This is a genomic window from Protofrankia sp. CiP1_Cm_nod3, assembly GCF_982290655.1.
Map to the genome: position 1 here is coordinate 5,176 of NZ_CEVIVD010000054.1, position 22,777 is coordinate 27,952.

The window sequence follows — 22,777 nt, forward strand, 5'->3', positions numbered from 1 at the left end:
GCGGCGGCGGGCGTTCATGACCACGTCCCGTTCGGCGGCGCTGGCCCGCCCGGTGATCAGCCCGACGGCCCGGGGCAGGAAGGGCGGCCGGCGCTTGCGGGAGGCCGCGAACAGCCCCTCGGCCGCGAGCATGCCGCGCAGCTGTTCGAGCCGGGCGAGCAGGACCCCGGTGCCGATCGGGCGGATCTCGGTGACGGCGAGCGCGAGCGTCCCCCGCGCGGGATGGAACGACGGTTTGCCGTGGACGACCACCCGGGAGCCGTCGGTGAGCGCGGCCCCGAGCGCGTCGCAGACCGCCCGCGGGCAGGTCAGCCGCAGCGACACGTCGGCTACCGGGTCACGCAGGGTGAGGAACACGGTGGCCAGGCCCGGCCGCCGCACGATCTCGGTGAGCTGGCCCTCCACCCAGACCCGGCCGAGCCGGTGGATCCACTCGCCGATCGCCCGGGCGACCGTCCGCACGGGCAGCGGCTGCTCCGGGGTGGAGGTGAGCGCCATCGGACAACGGTAACCACCGTGGTCGCGCGGGCCGTGCGGGTTTTCGGGGCGATGCACAGAACGCGGGAGCTGTCCCCCCGGGCCGCCGGCATGTGACGGTTGTCGTTCCGCCTTCCAGGCGCTGCCGGGCCGCGTAGACTCCCCGGCATGGGGCGGATCCTGTTGGCCAATCCGCGCGGGTACTGCGCTGGTGTCGACCGAGCGGTACAAACGGTCGAGAAGGCACTGGAGCTGTACGGCGCTCCCGTCTACGTGCGTAAGCAGATCGTGCACAATGCCCACGTCGTCAAGACGCTGGAGGCAAAAGGCGCGATCTTCGTGGAAGAGACCTACGAGGTCCCCACCGGGGCGACCGTGGTGTTCTCCGCCCACGGCGTCGCGCCGACCGTCCACGAGGAGGCGAGGTCCCGGGAGCTGCGAACGATCGATGCCACGTGCCCACTGGTGACCAAGGTCCACGGTGAGGCACGCCGGTTCGCCAAGGAGGACCTCGACATCCTTCTCATCGGCCACGAAGGCCACGAGGAGGTCGTCGGTACCACGGGCCAGGCGCCCGACCGCATCCACCTCGTCGACGGCGCGGAGGACGCGGCGGCGGTCAGGGTCCGTGACGAGTCCAAAGTCGCCTATCTGTCCCAGACCACCCTGTCGGTCGACGAGACCGAGGTCACCGTGCGGGCGCTGCGCGAGCGGTTCCCGCTGTTGCAGGGGCCGCCGAGCGCCGACATCTGCTACGCCACCCAGAACCGGCAGGTGGCGGTCAAGGAGATCGCCGGCCAGGTCGAGCTCATCCTGGTCGTCGGGTCGCCGAACTCGTCGAACTCGGTACGCCTGGTGGAGGTCGCCCTCGACCACGGGGTGCCCGCCGCCTATCTGGTGGACAACGCCGAGCAGGTCGACCCCGCCTGGCTCGAAGGGGTTGAGACGATCGGCGTGACCAGCGGGGCGTCCGTCCCCGAGGAACTGGTGACGGAGGTCGTCGCCTGGCTTGCCGAACGCGGCTTTGGCGACGTCCAGCAGGTGACATCGGCGGAGGAACATCTGCTGTTCGCCCTGCCGCCCGAGCTCCGTCGGGAAATCCGTGCTCGGGAGCGGGCGGCTAGCAGCAGCCTGTAAGCAGTCGGTAAATAGCCGGCGAGCAGCTGGTAAGTAGTCGGTAAATAGCCGGTAGTCAGGCCGTGGCCGACCGGATGCCGGTTGTTCCGGGCGTGCCCCGCGGGTGAATCCGTGGGCACGCTCGGAACGTCTCACGCACATTCAGGCGCGTCCGTGTATCCCCGAGCGGCCGGTGACCGTGAGCCGGGCCGCCGGGCGTTTCACCGGGCGCCGGCGAGCAGCGCGACCGGATCCGCGCAGAGCAGGCCCACAGCCCGCCGTACGGCCTCCTGCTCGAAGACGCTCGCGTGGAAAGCCACCGTGACGTGCACACATCCGTGCAGTTCGGCGAACTGGAAGGTGACGTAGTCCGGCTGGCGCTGGGTCGTCGCCGACAGGTAGTAGATATCCGAGCGGCTGCCCCGCCACGGTAGTTTCTCGAAACCGCGCGGCCGTCCGAGATGATTCAGGACCAGGGACGGATGTGCCGGGAAGGGCGCCTGGTCGCTCAGCGCCGCGATGCGCCCGACCTGGGCGAAGCCGGTCAGCAGGCTCATCGTGGCCAGTGTGCGCCCGTTCGCGGTCGCGGCCTCCAGCGCGGCCGACACAGCCACCGGATCACGGGCGTCCGTCGGTTCGACATAGATACCGATCGTGAAGTTGCCATCGAGCCGGCGGCCGCTCGGAAGGAACTTCCGGTTGTCGACGACGGTGTAGAAACCGCTGGCCGCCGGCCGCATGCCCGCCGCTTCCACCGCTGCCCGGACCGCGGCGAACACCACCATCGTCCGGGTGACTCCGGACGCGTTGCGGGCTTTCCATTTACGCAGGTCGGTGAGCGCGCTCCTGGAGAGCACCCCGGAAACCACGGTGAAGTCCGGCTGCCACGGCCGGTGCCGTGTCCCGGCGGCCGGGCCGGGCGCGGCCGGGCGCGGGGTGCGCAGTGTCGCGAGTATCCGCCCGGGTTTCCGGCCGTAGTACTCGCCCAGGGCACACGCCAGGGGAAGCCGGGTGGACGGCCGGTGCAGGCTCAGCGGCGGGCGGCCTTCCGCGGCGGCCAGCAGCAGTTCGGCGCCGGTGTCGAGGACGAGCCGGGCGTCCCCGAGCGGATGGGCCAGCGACAGCGCCACCGTGTCGCGGCCGACCGCGATCCGGAAGGGGACGTCGTCGACGTGCGCGGCATACTGCCGCAGCAGTAGCTGTTCCGGCCCACCGTCGTCGGCACTGTCGTCGAGTGCTGTGATCATCCGCTCGCAGTGGCTGTCGAGTTCACGGCCCGTCACCGGGCGCCACCGATGGTAGTCATGGTCGGGCCGGCGGAACAGCCGGTGGTCGGGAGCGATCCAGGCGAGCTCCCGCACGGCTGCCCGGATCGTGTCGACATCGGGCAGGTCCAGCGGCCCGGTGACGAAGACGGAATGGGCGCCGAGCCATATCCGGTCGCGGCCGGCAACCCGCTGGGACCGTGTTCTGCCTGGCATCGTCGATTCACCTCCGGTGTGCTTGTCCGCCGTTCCGCCAGTCCGCCGTTCCGCCGGTCCGCCGGTCCGCCAGTCCGCCGTTCCGCCAGCAACGCCGCCGTCCTGTCAGAAGGAGGATACGGACCATATAGCAGTACCGTTCTGACGGGAGAACGGTGTGGCAGGTGTCGTTATGTGTTCGGTCGGCAACGGATACAGGTGCCCGTCTCCGGGCCGGGTATCCGGACGCCGACAACCCGGTCCGGAGACAAGCGGACATGCTGACAAGCGGACATGTTGGAGAGCGGACCCGTTGGAGAGTGGCCAGAGTCGGCAAGCGGACATGACACCGCGCGCTGCGCCACCGATGCCGTTGACATCCTATCCCGCCGGATCCGGCCGGCCGGCGCGGCGGTGATGTCCGGCCGCCGTTCATTACTGATCATTATATGTTGTTCGCGGGTGACTATATTGCTACCGTCGGGGTGGTTGTTCGGACGGCGGGGTGAGGCGGGGCCGCGCCGCGAACCCGCGCCGCGGCCGGTGTGCGCGAAGGAGATCGGTTGTGCGTCGTGGAAAGCTCTGGGAGCAGCTCAAGCTCGAGTTCTGGATGCTCGTGCAGGGAACCATCGTCAATGGCATAGGCGGGTCTTTCCTCGTCCCGCGTCCGCTCCGCTTCCTGCTCTATCGTCTCGGTGGCGTGCGGACCAGGACGATGAACATCATGCCGGGCTCCATCGTCGGTCATCGCGCGAGCTTCGGCCGTGGGACGGCGATGGCCTCCAGGTGTTTCATCGAGAATTCGGCGCGGGTCCGGATCGGCGAGCGGGTCAAGATATCACCCCAGGTCACGATCCTGACCTCCACGCACGACGTGGTCAACGGTGAGGTCAGCAGCACGGTGGTGCCCAAGCCGGTTGTCATCGACGACGACTGCTGGCTCGGCGGCAGGGTGACCGTGATGCCGGGCGTGACCATAGGTCATCACTGTGTGATCGCTACCGGTGCCCTGGTCAACAAGGACTGCAAGCCCTACGGGCTCTACGCCGGATCGCCCGCCCGCCGGGTCCGCGACATCACCCCGGAGGAGCCCGCCGCGCCGCTGGCGTCCGCTGCGGGGTCTCCCGCCGCCTCGGCACCCCAGGCCGCAGCGGTATCCCCAGCCGCAGCGGCGCTCTCCGCCGCACCCGTGCCCGCGGAGTCCTCGGCGGCGCTGGTGTCGCCGGCGGCCGGCCTCACCGCCGCACAGCCCACCGCCGCACAGCCCATCGCCGGCCGGACCCCGGCCCGGTGACCGGCCGCATGCCCGCACGCCCGCACGCCCGACCAGGTCGCACGGGCCGGGATGTGGTTCCCGTGGCGGTCCCGCCGAACCCGTCCGTAGCCGTGTCCGCTGCTCCGTAGCCATAAGCACAGCCCGCGGCGCCCGGGATGATCCGGGCTGTTCGGCCCGCGGCCCTTCTTCCCGGGCGCTTCTGGGACGTGCCTCCCACGGTTTATGGCCCGGCGGTCCCTACGGGTTCTCGTCCGCGTCAACTGTTCGCGATCAGGTTGTTCCCGTCGTTCGGGCCGCTCCTGTCGTGATGGTCGTGATGGTTGCCGGTGGAGAGCGGGCGCTTGGCCAGGACGCGCCTGGTGAGTGACCGCAGGCGCAGGGTGCTCTCGTCCGGCGGCCGCTCCGACCGGCCGGGCCGGTGCCGGACGGTGGCGGTCCGTTCATGATCATGATGCGATTCGCCGCTGGTGCTGCCTGTGCTGCCGAGGTAACGGGCGATGTCCCGGTCGTCGACCGGGCGGAGCAGCTCGAGCGGGTAGAAGCGGGCGGCCAGCCTCTGGTGCGCGGCTGTGAGCGGTCCCGCGGTGCTCACCGGTGGGCTCACCGTCGCGTGGGGGCTCACCATCGCGATCGCGGCTTCGGGCCTGCGCCAGACCACCGACAGCGACGGCAGGGTGATCACTGCTTCCGCCACCACCGCCAGCAGCCAGCCCCAGCACAGGCCGTTCACCCCGCCGAAATGGCCGCCGAGGAGGGCAAAGGCGATCTCCATGGCCGTCCCGGCGCCGACCACCCGTAAGGCGGATCCCAGCCGTCCCTGCACCCGCCGCAACGAGACGTAGTGGTCCTTTATCACCAGGGGCACCCCGGCGAGCATCATGATCCGGAATGCGCTGACGGCCACCCCGCCGGTGTAGGCGCCACCGAAGATGGTCATGACAAGGCCGGCGAAGGGCGCCGCGATCAGGAAGGTGACGACGGCTGCGGCGAGTCCCAGCGGCAGCGTCGAGCGGATCTTCGCCAGCGCGTGTTCCTCGTTCTGCCCCGACTGCGCGAACACGGCGATGGTCAGCGCGAACGGGATGATGAAGAAGAAGGACGCGGCAAGGCGCGCGGTCGTGAAATAGGCGGTGTCCGCGGCGGTCGCGGCGAGCGCGGCGAGAATGGGCAGCAGCAGGGTGGGGAGCTGTAACGCCAGGTTGAGCAGGTGGTGCCCACCGGCCTCCCCGCGCATCTCCCGCAGCTGCCGGAACCCGGCGAACCGCTGGCGGTGGGTGGCCGCGGTGCCGGTACCAGCACCGGTGCCGTCCGCTGGCCGCTCGTCCGGCCGCTCGTCCGGCTGGGGCCGGCGGAAGTAGCGGTAGCAGACCGGCAGGGACAGGGCCAGGCCGGCTACCCAGGCGAGGTAGAGATCCAGCCCGGACGTCCAGCCGATGAGCACGAACACCGGGATCAGCCCGAGTTTGACCACCGACGTGACGACGTTGCGGATGAGCTGCACGGCCCCCCGCGCCGCCGACAGCAGCGCGAAGTCCAGGGTGGAGGCCACCGCGAACAGGACGACCCCGACACAGAACAGCACGGCGGCGAACACGCTCGAGCTGACCGGACGCAACGTCTCGGACAGGAACGGGGTGACCCCGGTCCACGCCAGCGCCAGCAGGCCGGAGGTGATCCCGACAACGGTGATGGACGCCCGCATCAGCCGGAGCCGGTCCGGCTCCCGCTCGAGCAGGGGGAGCTTGGCCATCAGCAGCGTGCCCAGGCCGAGCATCCCGACGGAGCCGAGGACCGTCATCGCCGCGATGGTCGCCGACCCCACCCCGACCGCGTCGACAGTGTAGGTGCGCGCGGCCAGGGACCAGAACACCGCCCCGAGGACGGAGGTCACGATCTGTGTTCCCACCATGGACATCGCGATGGTCAGCAGGTGCGCGAGACCGGCGGGCAGCCGGCCGTGCCCGGCATCCACCGGCGGTGGGCTGCCGGCGGCCCCCGCCGCAGTGGCCGCCGTGGCGCCCGCACTGGCGGTGCCGTTCACGGTGATGTCGTTCGCGGGTGGGCCGGCGGTGGCCGTACTGTCGCGGGCCGCGACGTTCGTGGTGCTGCCGGCGTCGGTGCTGTCCCCATCGGCGCTGTTCATGCCGGTGTTGGCGCGGCCGTCCCATCCACCGCGCCCGTCATCACTATGGGTGACTCCGGGTGGACCGTGTCCGTCGGCGGGCAAGGGTGCGTCATGCGTGGGCACGGTAGGAGTCTGCGAGCGCGTTGGCGCAGTCGTCCCAGGTGGGCAGGCGGGTGGACGGCGTGCCGTGGCCGCCCTCCCCGACCGGCGCGTCCCCTGTGCCCCCTGTGCCCCCTCCTGTGGCCGTCCGTGTTCCCGCGGCTGTCTGTGCGCTCAGGTGACGGAGCAGGGCCGCGGCGACCGTGTGGGGGTCCGCCGGGTCGTCGACCCGTTCGGCCAGGCCGCGGTCGGCCAGCTCGCCGAGACCGGTGCCGGGGGCGACCACGACCGGACGCCCGAGCGCGATCGCCTCCATCACGGCGACCGGGTGGGCTTCGTACTCGCTGAGCAGGGCGACCACGTGCGCGCCGGCCAGCAGGTCGGTCATGCTCTGGCGTTCGGCCGGCGGGACGAAGGTGAAGCCGACCCGGTCGGCCACCCCCAGCCGGGCGGCCTGGGCCCGCAGCTCGTCCTCGTAGGGGCCGCGTCCCACCAGCACCAGCTGTGCCCGCGGCTCCTGTTCGAGCAGGGCGGGCAGCGCGGCGATCAGGTGGTGCTGGCCCTTGTACTTCTCGAAACGGCCCACCGAGACCACGGTCGGCGTGCCGGCGGCGGGCCGGATGCCGGTGGTGCTGGCGGGCTCGACGCCGTTCGGGATGACCCGCAGCCGGTCGGTGGCCACCCGCGCCAGCCGGGCGAACATCTCCTTCTCGAACTCGGCGACGCAGACCACCTGCCGGGCGCGGCGCAGCAGCGGGCCGAGGGCGCGCCACTGGGCGCCCCGCAGCCGGTGGCGCGCGGCAGACGAGTGGCCGCCGGTGTGCGGGCTGACCAGGTAGGGCGTGCGGGCCGCGAGCGCGGCGGTCATGGCGATGACCGGGACGGCGGTGTGCGCCCCCTGGCAGTGCACGAGGTCGTAGTAGCCGCCGCCGACCGCCGCGCGGATGCGTGGAGCGACGTAGTAGTCGCGCTCGCGCGGCCAGGCGGGCACCCGCCGCACCCGGATCCCCTCGACCACTTCGACGGGGGGCCGGCTGCCGTCGCGGTCGGTGGTCAGGATGTCCACCCGCAGGCCGGGCATGGTGTTCAGCCGTCGGGCCGTCTCGTAGACATGCGTCTCGATCCCTCCCATGTCGGGAAAGAACCGAGGGGTGACCTGGAGCACGCGAAGTCGTCCGGGCACGGTTATTGCTCCCTCGAGGTGGCGAACGCGGAGGTCAGGGCACGACACATCGGCACTGGGCTACGGCTGTGAGGTCTGCGGTGGTTGCGGTGGTGCGGCCGGGATGTGGCCGGGGCGCCACGGTAAATACCGTAAGTCATGGAATGGTTATCGATTGTACGATTTTTTCGCCGGCGAGCAGGTGGATCGTGGTCGGGGCGGGAACGGCCGCGTTCCCCACGGCCACGTCGGTCCTGTCTTTGCCCGCTGCCAGCGGCAGCCGCCAGCGCCGGCCCGCGCTGTTGACCACCTCCAGTGTGAGATCGCCGTTGTCGCCGTCGGCCCGGGTGACGGTGACCTCCAGGCCCGACTGGGTCCGGGTGGCGCCGAGCGCTGTCACCGGCGCGTTCATGGTCGTGTCGTCCGACCACCACGACAGGCCGACCGCCACGGCGATGATCAGTACTGGGACGGACGTCAGCAGCACGGCCCGGCGGGGCCCCGTCCGCCAGCCCCCAGACGTCCAGGAGGCCGGCTTCCAGGGCTCCGCCGCTCGGGGCAGGAAGGTACGGATCCGGGCCGCGACGGTGGCCGGCCGCAGGCCGCCGGCGGCGGCGAGGGCCACCGCCACGGCGCCGAAGAGCAGGTCGTAGGCGAGCGGGTTGTCGGCGAGCCCGACCACGGCCACCAGCAGCGAGCCGACCATCAGCCCGGTGACGGTGAGCAGCAGCAGCGCGGCGATGCTCGCCGGGGGATCCACCTGGGAGGTGGCCGGGGAGCCCGCCCGGGAAGCGTCCGCCGCGCGGTCGTGCCCGCGGGGGCTGCCGCGGCCGCTGCCGGCTTCCGCGCTCCGGGCGAGAACCGCGTGCAGGCCGGCGACACCGAGAACGATGATCGCGGTTCCGAGGACGGCCTGCGCGACGGTTGTGACGGCGTTCACCGGGCACCTCCGACGGACCGTGATCCCGTTGCCGGCGGAGCTGCTGCCGGCGCTGCCGGCACTGCCGTTGCCGGTGTCGCCGGGGCCGCCGGTGACCAGAGGGCGGTGACGTCGTATATCTTCACCGGCCCGTTGTCATAGACCTTCACCGAGCCCGGCTGGGTGTCGAACTTCGCCAGCATCGCCGCTGTCAGCCGGGTGCCCTCCGGCGCCTCGCCGTTCTCCGCGTAGAACGTCTCGTGCGGGAGGCCGTCGGCGAGCCGGGTGTCGACGATGACGTACTGGATGCGGCCGGCCGTCATGACCGCGCGTTCGTAGTCCCCGAAGGTGCTGCCGAAGTAGAGCGGCGCGCCGCTCGCCCCACTGCCCAGGCTGGTGACGAGCCACTGGCGGCCGACGCTCATCAGCCGGACCCCGGTCTCACGGTCGCCGACGATCCGGCTGCCCGCCGGCAGCGCGGTGTTCGCCCAGTTGGTGGCGGCGACCACGTACGGGTCGATGGAGCGCCCGTCGGCGATCACCAGGTAGGGCCCGGGCATCCGTGACCAGTCCGCGCCCGAGCCCAGAACCGTCCCACCGATGAACACGAAGACCGCGAACGCGGCGGTGAGCCGTACCCGGAACGCCTGCCTGGTCGCGCGGCGGGTCGCCAGGTAGCTGGTGACGGTGAGGCCGAGCACGGCGGCGATGCCGAGGTAGACGAAGGTGGACAGGCGGGTGGACAGCTCGGCCGTGCGCGGCGCGACGGTGCCGATCACCGTCAGCGGGAACGCCAGGTGCATCAGCCGCAGCAGCCGGTACAGCGTCGCGTGCCGGCTGTCGGTGTCCGGCCGGAACCTGAACGGGCCGATCGGGATGACCGACACCGACCACAGCAGGGTCGAGCCGAGCAGCGCGACGATCTGCCAGGCCGGGGTGGGCGTGCCGGCCGAGTCGGTGAACATCTTGCGGCTCTTGGCCTGGCCGCTGGCGACGTTGCCGGCCTGGTGGAAGCTCTCCGAGAGGATGGGGCCGAGGTAGTCACCAAGCATCGAGACGTTGACCAGTGCCCAGCCGGCGGCCGCCACCAGCCCGACCAGGGTGACACGGGCGAGCGCCCCGCCGTCCGCGCGGTCCCGGCGGGCGAACGCGCACAGCGTCCACCCGGCGAACAGCCCCACGGTGATCCAGCTTGTGATGTGGTGGGTCAGCGACAGCGCGATCCACGTCATCACGATCAGCACGCCCGCGGTGGCCCGCCCGTACCGGTCGCGGTCGACGACGACCAGCAGGAGCAGCACGGTCAGGGCGATGGCCAGGGTCTGGTAGGCGAACTGCGCGTTGAAGAAGAAGAACTGCGGGCTGCAGGCGTAGATCGCCACCCCGGCACCGGCCGCGTAGGCGGACCGGCTCACGCGTTCGATCAGCAGGAACAGGCCGTACACCAGCAGGACGCGGGCCAGCAGGACGACGCCGGTCACGGCCACCTGGTCCGGCACGCCGAGCAGCTGGACGACGGCGTTGGTCAGCAGCTCCAGCCCCGGGAAGCGGGGGCTGACCGGCAGGCCCGGATGCGAGGTGAAGACGCCGCCGGTCGCCTGCAGATCGAGCAGGGTGCGCAGGTGCAGCAGCTCGTCGAACTCGCGGACGGCGGAGATCTGGGTCAGCTCGAAACAGAAGTACAGGCCGACGCCGAGCAGCACCGACACCCGCAGCCGTTCCCGGCGGGAGGTGTCCGTCCGCAGCAGGCGGGTCACGCCGGCGACGAAGACCGTGATCAGCCCGGGCCAGAGCAGCGCGGTGCCCACGTCCGGATGCCCACGGCGCCCGAGCAGGTAGGACACGGCGACCAGCAGCACCCCGGCGGCCATGACGGTCGCGACGGCGCGGGACCGGTCGGGGCCGGTCGGAGCATGACCGGCCGGGCCCGCGATGACGGGCTGTGCGGCCGGATACCCGTCGGCGACGGGGACACCGCCCGGCCGCCCGCCGGCCGGGCCGTCCCAGGACGCCGGCGCCCTCCGCCACGGCCACCAGGACCGTGACCGCCAGGACCGCGGCCGCCACGGCCACCAGGACCGCGGCCGCCAGGACCGCCACGGCCGCTGGTCCGGTAACGGCCCGCGGCCCGCGTCGGTGTCGCCGACCGGCTCGGCGGCCGGCCCGGTGACCGGCTCGAGGAGATCCGCCACCGGATCGCGCGTGACCACGATCGTGTCGGGGTCGGCAGGCGCGTCCGGTAACCGCGCGCTTTCCTTCATCCGGTTGTTCACCCGGTCGTTCACCCGGTCATTGTCGGGTGCGCCGGGTCTCGCGCGAGCGACGGATCCGACGGCGCGTCCGGGCACGGGCTTCGTGAGGACGATGGTGTCGGTGCGTTCCCGCAGCCCGCCTCCGGCCGTCGGCACGGCGTTGTCAGCTGGGCTGATGCGGGTCGTGTCGTCGTTGGCCGCGCCGTCCGCGCTGGGCGCCCGGGATCTGGTGGGCCGGGTTTCGGTGGGCCGGGATTCAGCAGGCATGGGCCAGGTCCCGGTAAACGGCTTCTATGCGTGGCACCACTTCGCCGGCGGTGAAGCTCGCGGCACGGTCGCGGGCGCGCCGGCCGAGCCGCTGCCGCAGGGACGGGTCGGCGAGCAGCAGGTTCATCGCCGCTGCCAGGGCCACCGGATCCGACGGCGGGACGAGGACACCGTCCTCCCCGTCCCGGACCATGTCCGCGATGCCGCCCATCCCGGTCGTGACGACCGGGACGCCGGCGGCCATCGCCTCCAGCACCACGGTGGGGCAGGGATCCGGCCAGATGGACGGGACGACGGCGAACGCGGCTCCGGCGAACGCCTGCATGATCTTTTCGTGGTCCCATGGCTCGGCCACGACGGCCCCGGCCGGCAGCTGGTCCGGCAGGTGGGGGGTGCGGCGGCCGACCATCAGCAGTGGCGGGCGGTCGGCGGGCAGCCGGGCGTAGGCGTCCAGCAGGATGCCGACGCCCTTGTCCCGGCTGAGATCACCGACGTACAGCAGGTAGCCGCCCGCGGTCATACCACCGGGGACGGTGTGTGACCTGGTGTCCAGCAGCTCGTCCGGGATGAAGTTCGGGATGACCTCGAAGGGTATGCCGCCGGTGGCAAGGGCGCTGTGCCGGGCGACCGCCGAGCTCACCGCGATGATCTTTTTCAGGGCCAGCCGGCGCAGGGCGCGGCCGCCCTGGTTGCCGGCGGCCGTGGCGAGGCCGACCGGCCCGCCGTAGTGGTCGTGGGCGCAGCGGACGCACCGCCGCGGCGACGGGCCGGCGCACACCTGCTGGCCGAGGTACATGAAGCGCTTGGTGGCGCAGACATGGCTGTAGTCGTGCAGGGTGAGCACCATCGGCGCGCGGGTCGTCAGGCGCAGCGGCGTGAGGCTGTTGACGATCCAGTTGTGCGCGTGGATGACGTCGGGACGCTCCTCGACGATGACGCGCCGCAGTGCCCGGGTCACCGCCGGGTCCGGCAGCGGCGGCGCGTAGAGCCGGTCCCCCTCCCCGTACAGGAAGGGCAGCGACGCGGTGACCGGCCGGACGGTCCGGATACGCATCCCGTCCCGGGTCGTCGTCCCCGATTTGTCACCGAAGGTGACTACGGTCACCTCGTGACGGTCGGCCAGGCGCCGGCCGAGGTTGTGGACGTGCCGTTCCTCGCCACCGACGATCGGCGGGAAGAACTGGGCCAGCAGAAGAATCTTCACGAGGCGGGACCTCCGGCCGGGCGCGCCTGGCCGCCCCTGCCGTCGGCCCTGTCGCGGCGGGCGGCGACGGGCAGCAGCAGGCGGCCGTGCAGATATCCGGCGGCCGTGAGCGCGGCCCCCGAGACGATGCTCACGGCGCCGCGGCGCCGGCCGGGGGTGCGCATCTCGCGCCAGACGGCGCGGGGGAGCGTCCGGGACACATAGGTGCGTTCCGTGGCCAGGGCGGCCGTGCTGCCGACCCGCTCCGAAATGAGCGCTTTCGACCGTCCCTCGGCATAGCAGCGCCTGCGGAAGTAGGTGAAGGAAGCCCGCGCCGGCGTGACACGGTGGTGCACCCTCGCGCGCGGCTCGTAGAGGATGGTCGCCTGGGGGTCGGCCTGCCGCAGCCGGATGCCGAACTCGGTCTCCTCGCACCCCAGCGGGGTGGACCCGATCCGGCCGATGCCGTCGCTGAAGCCACCGACCCGCTCGAAGACGCTCCGGCGGAAGGACATCGCCGCGCCGATGGGATTGCGGACCGGCTGGGCGGAGGTGGGCAGGCCCTCGTAGCTGCAGCCGACCACCCAGTCGAACTCGGGAGGGAACCACGCCGGCCGCCCCGAGGCCGGCCAGGTCGGCACGGCGGCACCGCCCACGCCCTGCACGGTCGGTTCCGCGTACGGGGCCAGCAGGTGCTCGAGCCAGTCGGGCGCGCCCTGGGCGTCGTCGTCGAGGAACACCACGATGTCACCGCGAGCGGCCCGCACGCCGGTGTTACGGGCCGCGGACAGGCCCCGGGCACCGGTGTTCGCGAGCACCGTCACCCCGTCGAAGGTGGCCCGGGCGCGGGCGAGCAGGGCGTCGTTGTGGTCGACGACCAGGATGATCTCGTCTGCCGCCGTCCGCTGGTGGCGGACGCTCGCGATGGCGGCGACCAGGTCGTCCCAGCGCTCGAGGGTGTAGGCGCAGATCACCACGGACGCGGCCGGCGTCACCGTGGGCCGCGCCGCCGTGGCGGGCCGCGGCATGACGATCGTGGAGGGAGGGGCCTGCGCGGGGATCAGCGAGGCCGGCGCGGCAGCCGTCGCGCCGGCCGCCGCGTGGGAGGGGCCGAGGGCCGGACGGGAGTCGTCGGTTCCGCCCGGGGCGGTGCCGGTGGATGCCGTCACGCGCATTCCGCCTCGGAGCTGGCCACACCCAGCGCGCCCACACTGCCCACGCTCGCGTCGGCTTCGGGAACCTCCAGGCGGACGCCTTCCGGGGTTTCGCCGCGTGCCTGCCAGGGCCGCAGGACGGTCAGGCTCGGGCCGACCGCGGCCGCTGTGGACCAGCGCGGTACCAGCCTCCGCCGCCGGCCACGCGAGCCACGGGACTCGGCCAGAATGGTGCGCAGGACCCGCAGGCCGTCGGAAAAGGCGTTGAGGTTGCTGACTCCGTGAATACGGGGATGTTCGAAGCTCGGTATTTCCACCACGCGCAGACCGGCCCGGGCCACCCGCATGTTGATAACGGTCTCGACCTCGAAGCCGTCCCCCCATTCATAGACTTCGGAACGATCGCCCGGCTCCAGGTTGAGGGCGGGCAGGCAGTGCCGCCAGAACGCGTTGTAGCCGTAGCAGAGGTCCGAGTACCGGCAGCCCAGGAAAATGTTGACGAGGCCGCTGAGGAAAGCGTTGCCGGTCCGCCGCAGCCGGGTGATGTCGCTGCTGCCGCCACCGTTGATGAAGCGGGATCCCTTTGCGAAGTCCGCGCCGGCGGTGAGGGCCCGGACGAATTCGCCGATCTCCGCGGGGTCGGCCGAGCCGTCGGCGTCGAGCATGACGAGGATGTCACCGGTGGCCGCGGCGAAACCACATGCGAGCGCGTTTCCCTTGCCGCGGCGGGTCTGGCCGACAACTATGATGTCAGGACGCAGTGACCGTGCGACCGCGACCGTGTCGTCGGTCGACCGACCGTCGACGAGGACGATTTCGGCATCAGCGGGCAGGTTTTTGAAGACGTGCGGAAGGTTGCGTGCCTCGTTGAGCGTCGGAATAATGACGCTGACAGTCGGAATTTTGATGGTCGTCGGTAGGTCCGAGCGTCCGGACACCTGTCCCCCCATACGCTGGATGTCGGGATGCACCGTGGGTCAGGCGGACCCGAGCCGATGCGGTGCCCCCGGTTCTCTGTCGGCTTTCCCTGCGGTGGTCGCCGTTTCAGTGGTTTGACCCGGCGCTTCCTGACGGTGTGCCACGCCTGGCGGCGTACTTGGCTGTCGTCACATGCCCCCCCGGGCGCAGGACCGGCAGCCGTCATCACCTGTCTATTGCGTCATCTCCTGCCGTTGGACGTCCGTGATCTTCTGGTCGGCCAAAGGTGTCACGATCAGTGTTCCGCGAGCAGACGGCAGCCGCAAGGACTGTTGGCCGCGGGATCGTCGAGACACCCATGATCCAATTGGTTGATGATGATCCAATTGATTGACGAGAGTTCGCGGTCAAAAATTTAGCATCGCCCGCGGAGGCGGTCCCGGCCGGGCGGTGCGCTCAAATATTGTTTGCACGTTGTTTACAGTTTGTTCATTTTATGCGATCAGAAGCTCTGGCGATGAATCGCGATCCGCTGAAATCGTGACGCTGATATTGCTCAGCGTAGTTTTGATAACCAAGAGTAATGCAATGTTTGCACGGAGTTCTGATCGGGCAGGGCTCCGAGTGAGGGCTCGGAGCCGCCCTGGGCATCGCCGGCCCGGATGTCCGCACAAATTCCCTCGCATCCGTGTGCCCGGCGTCCGAACGACGACAATGTGTTTTCCCGATCTTACATTCTGGTTCGTTGTTGAATTCTTGTGATCTTGTGATGAATTTCACCGTTGCCCGCGGGATCCCCTGCGGCCCGGGCCGGTCGGCCGTCTGAGCGACGCGCTCCTATGGCTCCTGCCGGCAGGACAATTATTATGCTGTTTTTTTGCGACCTGGGCGGTCCGGGAAGCCGGGAGTTCCGGCCGGCCCAGGGCCGGTGGATCTTCGTATCGCGCGGGGCGCTGCCCGGGCGTCCGACACCCGTCGGGCCCGGCCCGGCTAAGGACGCGGGCGGATCCGCGAGAAGGCGGGGCACGGGCAGCGTCCGCAGTCCGACCCGGGGCGGTAATGTCGGTGATCGACACGAGAATGACCACAGCGGCAGGTTGCCCACCATTGGGCCAGGCCGCCCCTGGCGGATCTTCGAGCGCGCGGGCAGCCGTCTGCGCCGGCCAGCGCCCAGCGGTGCCGGCACCGGTGTTCCCCCAGCTCGCGGTGTGCGTCTACGAGCACACTGAAAACGGTACCGGATATCCGTCCGGTACCGTTCCGGCGAGCCCGCTAGGCGGTCGGCCGGCGGCGATTCCCGGGTGGCCTGAGGTTTCGTTCGTGTATGTGCCGGGTAACCCGTGCGCGTCGCGCGCGGACCGCGGCGATGAGGACAACGACCGCGAAACCCAGCAGCAGGACAGGAGCTCGCAGAATCAGGTCGGATCCGATATTGATCGCCTTGCTCTTCAGCCCGCCGCCGCTGTCGCCCGACGACCGGGTGAATCCGACGCCAACGGCGATCAGCGCGTAGACCAGTGGCGGCGCGATGACGATCCCGAGGAGGTCGTCGGCGTGCACCCGGGTGGCGGCGAGGATGCAGCCGGCGATGAACAGGACGCCGAAGGCGACGCCCGGGGAGCCGGACAGCGCCACGTCGATGGCTGCGCCGACCGCCCCGGCCAGGGTGAGCAGGAGGGCCGCGCCGAGCGCGGTCAGGCCGCGCCGGCTGCCCATCACCACGGTGGGCGCCTCGTCGCCGCGTCGGCCCTGGGTGCGCCCGCGTCGAGCGGTTGGTGGGCCGGCACCTCTGGCGCGGCCGGACGGACCGGTCGACGGACGACGAGGTGGCGAGTTCACTTGGGCAAGGTACCGCCCGGCGTTGCCCCAGGTGTCACCGGCGAGTGTCATCTCCGCGCGGGACAGTTGAAAGCATCACTTTCGGTATTGACGTTAAAACGTTTGGCGACTCCCGGTGCTCCTCGACGAGATCATCCAGATGTACCGCCGGCCGTGCCCGCAAGTTCGGTCGCGGACAGTGCGCGTACGCCGGTTTTCACCGGCGACGGTGCCGCCAGTACGTCTTCCACCACCTCCATGGCGGCGAGCCTGCGTGCCGGCACCAGCACCCGGCTCTCCAGGGAGCCCACCGCCGTGTTGAAATCGGTCACCGTCCGGCTGAGCGAGCGGCCGAGCCTGTCCACATGCTCGCCGAGGGTGCCGAGGCGGGTGTAAAGATCCCTGCCCAGTTCGAAGATCTCCCTGGTCCGGCTGGTGAGCGCCTCCTGGGTCCACGCGTGGGCGACCGTACGCAGCATCGCGATCAGCGTGGTCGGGGTCGCGATGACGACCTTTTTCGCGGCGGCGTGCTCCAGCAGCGTCGGGTCCTTCTCCAGTGCCGGCGCGAGGAACGCCTCGGCGGGCACGAACAGCACGACGAACTCCGGGCTGGCGGGCAGGTGCCGCCAGTACGCCTTGGCGCCGAGCGAGTCCACGTGCGTCCGCAGGTGCCGGGCGTGCGCGGCCAGCCGCTCGTCCCGGGCCCGTTCGTCGCGGGCCTCGGCGGCCTCGAGAAAGGCCAGCAACGGCACCTTGGCGTCCACGACGATGTTCCTGCCGCCCGCGAGATGGACGACCATGTCCGGCCGCCGCACGCCGTCCTCGGTGCTGGTGACCGGCTGCTCGGTGAAGTCGCACCGGGCGAGCATCCCGGCGACCTCGACCACCCGGCGCAGCTGCATCTCCCCCCAGGCGCCGCGGGCCTGCGGCTTGCGCAGCGCCGTGACCAGCGCCGCCGTCTCGGCCCGCAGGCCCTCGGAAGCCTGTTGGACGCCCCGGACCTGCTCGACGAGGCCCGCGTACGCCTCCACCCGCGAGATCTCCAGCTCCGCGAGGCGCTGCTCCATCCGGCCCAGCGTCTCGCGCAGAGGGCCGACGAGGTGCTCGACCGCGGCCCGCCGCTGCTCCAGGTCGCCGGTGGCGTGGGCGCCGGCCTCCTGCAGCCGGGCCGTGGCGAGCTCCAGGAACTGCCGGCTCGCGCCCTCCAGCGCCTGCGCGGACAACGCCTGGAACGCCTCGCCGAGACGCTGCTGGCTGCGCTCGACCAGGCTCACCCGCTCGGCCGCGGACCGCCGCTCGTGGTCGAGCGCGCTGCGCATCCCCGCGAGGTCGACCTCGGCCAGCGCGGCCCGCTCCAGCGCGGCGTGCTCGGCCCGGCGCAGCGCCTCCAGCTCGCGGGCTGTCCGGCTGTGCTCGGCCACGAGGGCGTCGAGCCGGGCGTCGCCGGCCCGGCGGCCGCCCGCGAAGCCGCCCCCGGCCCCCAGCAGCAGCCCGACGAGAAAGAGCAGCATGGTCGTGGCGTCCATGGTGCACAGGCAATCACGGACGTCCGACACTTTTCCGGAGGAACCGCCGGCAGCGCCCCGGCCACCTGACGACGACCGGCTCACCGGAGGCCGCCGACGGGCCCGGAGAGTGCCCCCGGCCGGGTGCGCGCAGCTCCTGGCCGACCGCGGCCAGCGCGGTCAAGGTGGCCCGCTCAGGCGCCCGCCGCGGCGCCGGGAACGAGCGGATGCACCCGGAAGCTGCCACAGAAAGTGACAGACTGTGGCAGATCGAGGCTGTGGGTGTCACCCGGCGGGGTCACCCGCAGACCGGTGTAGGACGGGCAGGCCGTCTGGTTCCCGGACGGGACGACCGTCCACTCGACACCGGCGGAGGCGCTGCCGTTCGGCTCCAGCACGACACGCCGCTGCTCGGTCACCGGGAAGATGGAGCCGATGGTGCTGCGGGCGGCGTCCGCGGCGTCCCGGCCCGTGGCGTCCCGGGCGGCCACCCCCGGATAGCCGGTGAGGGCACAGGCGTCGCGCGTCCCGTTCGTGAACACGATCACCAGGCCCTGGTGGCCCATGCCGCTGCCGCCGGGCGGCGGGGCGGTCGACAACTGCAGGTCCGCGGCGGTGCAGCGGCCCGGGACGGCGCTCACGCCGGCGCCTCCGGTGCCACCGGTACCGGTACCGGCGCGGGTACCGGTACCGGTACCCGCGGCCACCGGCGCGTTCGCCGGCGCCGTGCCCCCGGCCCCCGGCGGGAGGGACGGGCCCACCCCGGCGGCTCCTGGACCCGCGCCGTCCGCGCCGGCGCAGGCCGCGCACGCCACCGCGGCCGCGAGGACGGCCAACGCCCGCGCGGCCGCTCTCCCGGCCCCGCCACCCCCGCCGGCTCCACCGGTCCTACCGGCTCCACCGGTCCTACCGGCTCCACCGGTCCTACCGGCCAGGCCGGCCCTGCCGTCCTCACAGGCACCGTAGGTCTTGTGGGCCCCACCTCTGCCGCTCTCACCCAGGACGAGTTTCATGGGCCTCACCCTCCCGCCATGCCACCAGCGGCTACACCTCCTCGATGTTGCCCTCCGGCGGCACGGGATGGAAGCCGGCGGCACGCAACGGCACAGGACGGGCGGCGGGTTCCGGGCCCGGCGGGCGCGGCCCTGTTCGGTGCGGCGGCCCGTGGCCGATGGCCACCGGCGGCCGGCGGCCGGCAGGCGACGCGGCCGGCACCGTAGACTGCGGCCCCATGGGCCTGTCGATCGGGATCGTCGGACTACCCAACGTCGGCAAGTCGACCTTGTTCAACGCGCTGACCCGCAACGACGTGCTGGCCGCGAACTACCCGTTCGCCACCATCGAGCCGAATGTCGGCGTCGTCGGGGTTCCCGACCCCCGGCTCGACCGGCTCGCCGAGGTCTTCCACAGCGCCCGCACGGTGCCGGCGACGGTGAGCTTCGTCGACATCGCCGGCCTGGTCCGCGGCGCCTCCGAGGGGCAGGGGCTCGGCAACAGGTTCCTGGCCAACATCCGCGAGTCGGACGTGGTCTGCCAGGTCGTCCGGGTCTTCTCCGACCCGGACGTCGTCCACGTGGACGGCCGGGTCGACCCCGCCGACGACATCGCCACCATCAACACCGAGCTCGTCCTCGCCGACCTGCAGACCATCGACGCGCGCCTGCCCAGACTGGAGAAGGAAGCCCGGGCCGACAAGGGCAAGCAGGGCCTGCTCGCCGCCATGAAGCACGCCCGCGAGGTGCTCGACGCCGGCCGCACCCTCTCGTCCGAACCGGGTGTGGACACGGCGGCGCTGCGGGAGCTGTTCCTGCTGACGGCCAAGCCGTTCCTGTACGTGTTCAACGTCGACGAGGACGCCCTCGCTGACGAGGGCCGGCGCAAGGAGCTCGCCGCGCTGGTCGCCCCCGCCGACGCGGTGGTGCTGTGCGCGAAGGTCGAGGCCGAGCTCACCGAGCTCCCCGACGAGGACGCCGCCGAGCTGCTGGCCTCCCTCGGGCAGTCCGAGAGCGGCCTGGCGCAGCTGGCCCGGACCGGCTTCCACACGCTGGGCCTGCAGACCTACCTGACAGCCGGGCCGAAGGAGGCGCGGGCCTGGACGATCAAGGCCGGCGCGACCGCACCGGAGGCCGCGGGCGTCATCCACACCGACTTCCAGCGCGGCTTCATCAAGGCCGAGGTGGTCTCCTTCGACGACCTGACGGCGGCGGGCTCGATGGCCGCCGCCCGCGCCGCCGGCCGCGTCCGCGTCGAGGGCAAGGACTACGTCATGGCCGACGGCGACGTTGTCGAGTTCCGTTTCAACGTGTAGCCCCGCCTCCGCCGGTCAGTGGCGGATCAGCCGTTTCCGGTCGGCGCCCCAGACGTCCCAGGCGGATTTCCGGTTGCCGGTGATGTCGTTGTCCTCGAAGCGCCCGGCACCGTTGTCGTAGACGAACACGCCGTGTTCCTGGGAGTTGGTGATGCGGTTGCGGCGGACCGTCGGGTTCCCGCCGGACTCCACAGCGATGTTGGACCGGGTGTTGCCGGTGATGTCGTTGTCCTCGAACAGCCCGGCGCCGTTGTCGTAGACGTGCACGCCGGCGTTCTGGGAGCTGGTGATGCGGTTGCCACGGACCGTCGGGTTCCCGCCCGACGCCACGGTGACGTTGGGCCAGGTGTTGCCGGTGATGTCGTTGTCCTCGAACAGCCCGGCGCCGTTGTCGTGGACGAACACGCCGCTTCGCCGGGAACTGGTGATGCGGTTGCGGCGGACCGTCGGGTTCCCGCCGGACTCCACGGTGATGTTGGACCGGGCGTTGCCGGTGATGTCGTTGTCCTCGAACAGCCCGGCGCCGTTGTCGTGGACGAAGACGCCGCTTCGCTGGGAGTTGGCGATGCGGTTGCCGCGCACTCTCGGATTCCCGCCCGAGGCCACCACGATGTTGGACCGGACGTTGTCGGTGATGTCGTTGTCCTCGAACAGCCCGGCGCCCTTGCCGTGGACGTGCACGCCGCGGCCGGACACGTAGTGGACACGGCAGCGGTGGACGTGGGGGTCGGCGTCGCCGTGGACGGCCACGCCGGCGGACGCGCTCCCGCTGATGTCGCAGCCGTCCAGGACGAGCCGGCCGGTGCGGATGTCGACCACCGGCGCCTCGCCCGGCTGCCCGGTCGCCCGCAGCGTCAGCCCGCGCACCGACCCGTTCGCCGCGGTGAACACCACCACGCTGCCCGCGCCGGCCACCACGGTGATCTCCTCGACCGGCCCGTCCCCGACGATCTCCAGCGGCTTGTCGAGGATGAGCGGCCCGGGGTAGAGCCCGGGGCGGATCACGATCCGGTCGCCGGGCCGGGCGGCGCGGACCGCCGCGTCCACGGTGGAGAAGTCCCCCCGGCCCAGCGCGTCGACCACGTGTACCTCTACCGGGTGCGCCCGCACCGGACGCCCGGCGCGGTGACCCGCCGCGCCGTCGCCGGGCGTGCCGGGGAAGCTCCTCCCGGGCGCCGGCGCGCCTACGGCGAGCGCGTCGCGGATGCGGCGGGCCAGCACGGCTGTCGCCCGGCGGCTGCCCGGGCTCGACAGGTCGTGGAAGCGGCGTTCCCGCCAGTCGGTGTACTGCCGGGCGGCCAGCGCGGTGAGCAGGGCGTCGCCGGCGGCCCGTCCCGGTGTTTCCAGCTCCGGGACGCTGATCCAGTACACCGGTAGGATCAGGTCGGTACGGTCGAGCTGGCGTTCCCGGTCGACGAAACGGGCCAGCTCCCGCTGGCACTGCGGGCTGGCCACGAACGCCGGGGTCACGATCGGTATGAAGAACGTGACCGCGTCCAGGGAGCGGTTGATTCGTTCCTCCCAGGCCTGGCCCCAGGCGATGTCGTCCCGGTCCTGGAAGATCTGTAGCTCGCGGCGCCCGGTCTGCGCGCGCAGCTCGCCCTCGAGCCGCCGCCGGAACGCTGTGATCAGGCCGCTGTCGTGCTCGTCGTCGTCGTGTGCGTAGCTCAGGAAGGCCGCTGGCTCACCATCCGATCGACCCGCCACCCGTGCTCCCCGACAGTTCTCCGGCCAACGATTCAACAACTCATTGTGTACTCTATGTGATCATTACTGGACGGAGGGTAGTTGATTGCGGGTGGGGCAGGTCATGTGCCGGCGTCGCTCGGGTCCGCGATGCCGTGCTGGCGCAGGATGTCGGAGATCCGGGACGCCAGGGCGATGTCGAGGTCGGTGACACCCCCTTGTGAGTGGGTCCAGACTGTGAAGATCGTCATTCCGGGCACCTGATCAATAACGGGGTGATGGTTCATCTCGTTCGCGACAGTCGAGATCTTCCTGACCGCCTCGCTGGCGGTCTCCTCGTCCATGGCGACCCTGCGGACGATCGTCGATGTGTCGCCGCTCCACCCCGGCAGCGCGCTAAGGGCGTCGGCCACGCGGTGTGCGTCCAGCTTGGTGGGCATGGAGGAACCTCCGTCTGGTCCGGCCGGGCGGCCGTCGGATGGTGGCCGCCCGTGCCGTGCGTCCGCTGTGTCTGCTGTGCGTCCTCTTCGTGGCAGGCAGAGCCTGCTCGTTACGGAGCCCGCTCGTTACAGTGTCGTTCGTTATGAAGTCGTCCGGCATCCCGCGCGTGGTGGTGGCAGCGGCACTTGTTGATGTTCAGGGGCGGGTGCTGGCATGCTGTAGGCGAGGTCCGTCCGCGCTCGCCGGCGGCTGGGAGTTCCCCGGCGGCAAGGTCGAGCCCGGTGAGGACGAGGCCGCCGCTCTCGTCCGCGAGTGCCGGGAGGAGCTCGGGGTCGACATCGAGGTCGGCGCGCTCCTCGGCGAGGTGCCACTGCCGGCGGACGGCTGGGTGCTGCGGGTGCGTTTCGGGCGGATCGTCACGGGCGAGCCCAGGCTGATCACGCATTCGGCGCACCGCTGGCTCGCGCGGGACGAGCTCGACGACGTCCCCTGGCTGGCCCCGGACGCGCCGCTCATCGAAGATCTTCGCCGGCGCCTGGGCGCGACGTCGCCGGACACCCGGTCCGGCATCTGACCCGGCTTCGGTGCCTGGTCCGGTGCCTGCCTGGTCC

At 71.5% G+C, this 22,777-nt stretch carries 18 protein-coding genes; 4 read left to right on the forward strand and 14 right to left on the reverse strand.

Annotated elements, in window-relative coordinates; genetic code table 11:
• Nucleotides 1-498, reverse strand: a 498-nt coding sequence (locus AC5LUJ_RS12515; protein ID WP_493464973.1) for an exodeoxyribonuclease VII large subunit, incomplete at its 3' end; no start/stop codon positions are given.
• A gap of 147 nt (nucleotides 499-645) precedes the next feature.
• On the opposite strand from AC5LUJ_RS12515, the gene AC5LUJ_RS12520 reads away from it, so the two are divergent.
• Nucleotides 646-1,614: a 4-hydroxy-3-methylbut-2-enyl diphosphate reductase gene (locus AC5LUJ_RS12520; protein ID WP_250283473.1), complete on the forward strand. Its 969-nt coding sequence runs from the start codon at nucleotides 646-648 to the stop codon at nucleotides 1,612-1,614.
• Between the two features lie 200 nt (nucleotides 1,615-1,814).
• Here the strand turns inward: AC5LUJ_RS12520 and AC5LUJ_RS12525 are convergent, their stop codons facing one another.
• A complete protein-coding gene (locus tag AC5LUJ_RS12525; protein ID WP_250283475.1) occupies nucleotides 1,815-3,074 on the reverse strand; it encodes a hypothetical protein in 1,260 nt (419 codons plus the stop codon).
• A 544-nt stretch (nucleotides 3,075-3,618) separates the two neighbouring features.
• Between AC5LUJ_RS12525 and AC5LUJ_RS12530 the strand changes: the two genes are divergently transcribed.
• Nucleotides 3,619-4,347, forward strand: a complete 729-nt coding sequence (locus tag AC5LUJ_RS12530) for an acyltransferase (RefSeq protein WP_250283477.1) — start codon at nucleotides 3,619-3,621, stop codon at nucleotides 4,345-4,347.
• Nucleotides 4,348-4,585: 238 nt separating this feature from the next.
• Here the strand turns inward: AC5LUJ_RS12530 and AC5LUJ_RS12535 are convergent, their stop codons facing one another.
• The 10 genes from AC5LUJ_RS12535 to AC5LUJ_RS12580 all read right to left on the reverse strand — a co-directional run bounded on the left by AC5LUJ_RS12535 (nucleotide 4,586) and on the right by AC5LUJ_RS12580 (nucleotide 18,744).
• The gene (locus AC5LUJ_RS12535; protein WP_250283478.1) at nucleotides 4,586-6,472 is read right to left on the reverse strand and encodes a lipopolysaccharide biosynthesis protein; all 1,887 of its coding nucleotides are present in this window, start codon (nucleotides 6,470-6,472) and stop codon (nucleotides 4,586-4,588) included.
• A 91-nt stretch (nucleotides 6,473-6,563) separates the two neighbouring features.
• Nucleotides 6,564-7,736 (reverse strand): glycosyltransferase family 4 protein, encoded by a 1,173-nt coding sequence (locus tag AC5LUJ_RS12540; RefSeq protein WP_250283480.1) that lies wholly within the window; start codon nucleotides 7,734-7,736, stop codon nucleotides 6,564-6,566.
• Between the two features lie 136 nt (nucleotides 7,737-7,872).
• The gene (locus AC5LUJ_RS12545) at nucleotides 7,873-8,655 is read right to left on the reverse strand and encodes a hypothetical protein (protein ID WP_250283482.1); all 783 of its coding nucleotides are present in this window, start codon (nucleotides 8,653-8,655) and stop codon (nucleotides 7,873-7,875) included.
• Nucleotides 8,652-11,153: a glycosyltransferase gene (locus tag AC5LUJ_RS12550; protein ID WP_250283484.1), complete on the reverse strand. Its 2,502-nt coding sequence runs from the start codon at nucleotides 11,151-11,153 to the stop codon at nucleotides 8,652-8,654. Before AC5LUJ_RS12550 ends, AC5LUJ_RS12545 begins: the two co-directional genes overlap by 4 nt.
• Nucleotides 11,143-12,357, reverse strand: a complete 1,215-nt coding sequence (locus tag AC5LUJ_RS12555) for a glycosyltransferase family 4 protein (RefSeq protein WP_250283485.1) — start codon at nucleotides 12,355-12,357, stop codon at nucleotides 11,143-11,145. Before AC5LUJ_RS12555 ends, AC5LUJ_RS12550 begins: the two co-directional genes overlap by 11 nt.
• Entirely contained in the window at nucleotides 12,354-13,511 is a 1,158-nt protein-coding gene (locus tag AC5LUJ_RS12560; protein ID WP_250283488.1) for a glycosyltransferase family 2 protein, read from the reverse strand. The genes AC5LUJ_RS12555 and AC5LUJ_RS12560 overlap by 4 nt, the downstream gene beginning before the upstream one ends.
• Nucleotides 13,502-14,440 (reverse strand): glycosyltransferase family 2 protein, encoded by a 939-nt coding sequence (locus tag AC5LUJ_RS12565; protein WP_493464974.1) that lies wholly within the window; start codon nucleotides 14,438-14,440, stop codon nucleotides 13,502-13,504. The genes AC5LUJ_RS12560 and AC5LUJ_RS12565 overlap by 10 nt, the downstream gene beginning before the upstream one ends.
• A 1,240-nt stretch (nucleotides 14,441-15,680) precedes the next feature.
• Complete coding sequence (locus AC5LUJ_RS12570) at nucleotides 15,681-16,124, reverse strand: DUF6542 domain-containing protein (protein WP_250283494.1); 444 nt, start codon at nucleotides 16,122-16,124, stop codon at nucleotides 15,681-15,683.
• A gap of 254 nt (nucleotides 16,125-16,378) precedes the next feature.
• On the reverse strand, nucleotides 16,379-17,752 hold the full coding sequence (locus AC5LUJ_RS12575) for a DNA recombination protein RmuC (protein ID WP_493464975.1): 1,374 nt from the start codon (nucleotides 17,750-17,752) through the stop codon (nucleotides 16,379-16,381).
• 173 nt (nucleotides 17,753-17,925) lie between these two features.
• Nucleotides 17,926-18,744, reverse strand: a complete 819-nt coding sequence (locus AC5LUJ_RS12580) for a DUF4232 domain-containing protein (protein WP_250290033.1) — start codon at nucleotides 18,742-18,744, stop codon at nucleotides 17,926-17,928.
• 218 nt (nucleotides 18,745-18,962) lie between these two features.
• On the opposite strand from AC5LUJ_RS12580, the gene ychF reads away from it, so the two are divergent.
• Nucleotides 18,963-20,039, forward strand: coding sequence for a redox-regulated ATPase YchF (ychF, locus tag AC5LUJ_RS12585; protein WP_250283570.1), 1,077 nt, complete (start codon nucleotides 18,963-18,965; stop codon nucleotides 20,037-20,039).
• A 15-nt stretch (nucleotides 20,040-20,054) separates the two neighbouring features.
• Here the strand turns inward: ychF and AC5LUJ_RS12590 are convergent, their stop codons facing one another.
• Both AC5LUJ_RS12590 and AC5LUJ_RS12595 read right to left on the reverse strand, forming a co-directional pair.
• Complete coding sequence (locus AC5LUJ_RS12590) at nucleotides 20,055-21,746, reverse strand: right-handed parallel beta-helix repeat-containing protein (RefSeq protein WP_250283572.1); 1,692 nt, start codon at nucleotides 21,744-21,746, stop codon at nucleotides 20,055-20,057.
• A gap of 101 nt (nucleotides 21,747-21,847) precedes the next feature.
• A complete protein-coding gene (locus AC5LUJ_RS12595; protein ID WP_250283574.1) occupies nucleotides 21,848-22,165 on the reverse strand; it encodes a 4a-hydroxytetrahydrobiopterin dehydratase in 318 nt (105 codons plus the stop codon).
• A 143-nt stretch (nucleotides 22,166-22,308) separates the two neighbouring features.
• Between AC5LUJ_RS12595 and AC5LUJ_RS12600 the strand changes: the two genes are divergently transcribed.
• Nucleotides 22,309-22,740, forward strand: a complete 432-nt coding sequence (locus tag AC5LUJ_RS12600; protein ID WP_250283609.1) for a (deoxy)nucleoside triphosphate pyrophosphohydrolase — start codon at nucleotides 22,309-22,311, stop codon at nucleotides 22,738-22,740.
• The last annotated feature ends 37 nt before the right edge of the window (nucleotides 22,741-22,777 follow it).